The sequence below is a fragment of the Herbaspirillum lusitanum P6-12 genome (assembly GCF_000256565.1).
In the GTDB taxonomy this organism is placed as follows: Bacteria; Pseudomonadota; Gammaproteobacteria; order Burkholderiales; family Burkholderiaceae_D; genus Herbaspirillum; species Herbaspirillum lusitanum.
The window spans coordinates 1-2,125 of record NZ_AJHH01000615.1 but is presented as its reverse complement, the minus strand read 5'-3'; the positions used below and the strand labels follow the sequence as shown (position 1 = coordinate 2,125).

At 64.4% G+C, this 2,125-nt stretch carries 2 protein-coding genes and 2 pseudogenes; all 4 read right to left on the bottom strand.

Going from position 1 to position 2,125, the window contains the following annotated elements; genetic code table 11:
* Window positions 1-72: 72 nt before the first annotated feature.
* Window positions 73-225, bottom strand: a pseudogene (locus tag HLUSI_RS32955) (alpha-ketoglutarate-dependent dioxygenase AlkB); the annotation flags it as partial.
* A pseudogene (locus tag HLUSI_RS29780) lies at window positions 224-1,096 on the bottom strand (MFS transporter); the annotation flags it as partial. The pseudogenes HLUSI_RS29780 and HLUSI_RS32955, both read right to left, overlap by 2 nt.
* Before the next feature lie 103 nt (window positions 1,097-1,199).
* Complete coding sequence (locus HLUSI_RS0120270; protein WP_016835682.1) at window positions 1,200-1,670, bottom strand: alpha-ketoglutarate-dependent dioxygenase AlkB; 471 nt, start codon at window positions 1,668-1,670, stop codon at window positions 1,200-1,202.
* Window positions 1,671-1,689: 19 nt separating this feature from the next.
* Window positions 1,690-2,125, bottom strand: a 436-nt coding sequence (locus HLUSI_RS0120265; RefSeq protein ID WP_016835681.1) for a methylated-DNA--[protein]-cysteine S-methyltransferase, incomplete at its 5' end; no start/stop codon positions are given.

Below are 2,125 nucleotides of genomic sequence, written 5' to 3'. Positions count from 1 at the left end.
CGCCCGCGGCTACGGCGGGTACGGCTTGCGCTTTTGCCGCCCCATTTTGGGTCGCCTGGCGCCAGACCGGGATCAGCCGGCCTTGCGAAACGTGAGGTTATAGCGGCAATCGCCGGTCAGCGCATGCGTGCCTTGCGCCAGTGTATCGACGCCATGGAAACGCAGTCGCGCGGGACCTCCCCACACCACCACGTCGCCGCTTTCGAGACGCATGCGCAGCGGCTTTGTCGCCGATCGGGCCGCCGGCCACGGTGCCGATGGCGACCGCGAACAGGAACACGAACAAATGGATCTGTGCATCCTGCACCGACAGCTGGAATTTGCTGATCAGGTAAAACGTAAAATAGCTCGACAGGCTGGCCATGTAGAAGTACTTGGAGAAGATCAGCAGCAACAGGATGCTGACTGCCATGATGACCTTGTTGCGCGGCAGTTCGACAAAGCCGTGCGCCTTCTTTTTCTGCTTGGTCTTGCCGGCCAGTTGCTGGCGCTGGTACCAATGACCGATCTGGCGCAGCACGACGATGGCGATCAGCGCCGCGATGGTGAACCAGGCGATGCTGTGCTGGCCGCCCGGAATGATGATCCACGCCGCGAGCAAGGGGCCCATCGCGCTGCCGGCGTTGCCGCCGACCTGGAACAGCGATTGGGCCAGGCCGTGGCGGCCGCCCGAGGCCATGCGCGCCACGCGCGACGCTTCAGGATGGAATACCGACGAACCGGTGCCGACCAGCGCCGCCGCCACCAGCAAGATGCCGAAATTCGGCGCTACCGACAGCAGCAGCAGGCCGCACAGGGTCGAGCCCATGCCGATGGCCAGTGAATAGGGTTTCGGATGCTTGTCCGTGTACAGGCCGACCAGCGGCTGCAGCAACGAGGCCGTGACTTGGAAGGTCAGCGTGATCAGGCCGATCTGGGCGAAGCTCAGATGGAAGTTGCCCTTCAGCAGCGGATAGATCGCCAGCAGCAGCGACTGGATCATGTCGTTGAGGAAGTGCGAAAAGCTGATCGCCCCGAGTACGCGGAAGCCGGTCTTCTCGGCGGCCTGCTGTTGGTTTGCCTGCGGCATTTCCGGCGGGTTGAGCGCTGTCTCCATGATGGCCTGTCTAATAATTTTGGGGGAAACCCGGAATTTTAGACCTGTTGGCCTTGCTTGTCTTTTGCCGCCCCATTTTGGGTCGCCTGGCGCCAGACCGGGATCAGCCGGCCTTGCGAAACGTGAGGTTATAGCGGCAATCGCCGGTCAGCGCATGCGTGCCTTGCGCCAGTGTATCGACGCCATGGAAACGCAGTCGCGCGGGACCTCCCCACACCACCACGTCGCCGCTTTCGAGACGCATGCGCAGCGGCTTGTCAGCGCGCACCGCCAGCGCAAGGAAGATTTCCGGCATCGCCGGCCACGGCTGCTGCGACAGCGGATCTTCGCGCTGGTAGCGATAACCGCGCCGGTCCGTCACCCAGCCCAGCTCGCCGCAATTGCTCATCGCGACCGACATGGTGTAACCGCCCGGCGTCTGCATCCGGCGGAACGGCGCCTGCGCCGTCACCTGTTGAATCGCCTGCATCAACGCCACTGCATCGTCATCGGCATAGGCGCGCAGCCAGGTCGCGCCGTCGGCGATGGGCTCAATGGACGGTGCACGCAAGGCTGCGAACAAATCGCCGGTCATGAGCGATCCCGCGCCGGCGTCATGACTTGCCGTCGCCTTCCCGCGCAAGCAAGGCCTGCTTGCGCTCCACGCCCCAGCGATAGCCGGACAGCGAGCCGTCCATGCGCACCACCCGGTGGCAGGGGATCAGCACCGCGATCGCATTCGAAGCGCAGGCGCTGGCGACCGCGCGCACCGCCGTCGGGCTGCCGATGCGTCCGGCGATATCCGAATAGGTCACGCGCTGCCCCGCCGGGATGTCGCGCAAGGCTTGCCACACGCGCTGCTGGAAAGCGGTGCCGCGCACGTCCAGCGGCAGGTTGAGATCGCCCTGCGGCGACTCGATGAAGCCGATGACTTTGGCCACCAGTTTTTCAAATGTCGCATCGCCGCCGATCAGTTCGGCTTGCGGAAACTGGTCCTGCAGGTCACGCACCAGCCGATCGGGATCGTCGCCCAACGTGATCGCGCAGACC

What these genes read in the sequence shown, in the direction of transcription:
- HLUSI_RS0120270 (WP_016835682.1), bottom strand. Translation starts at nt 1,670, where the DNA reads ATGACCGGCGATTTGTTCGCAGCCTTGCGTGCACCGTCCATTGAGCCC.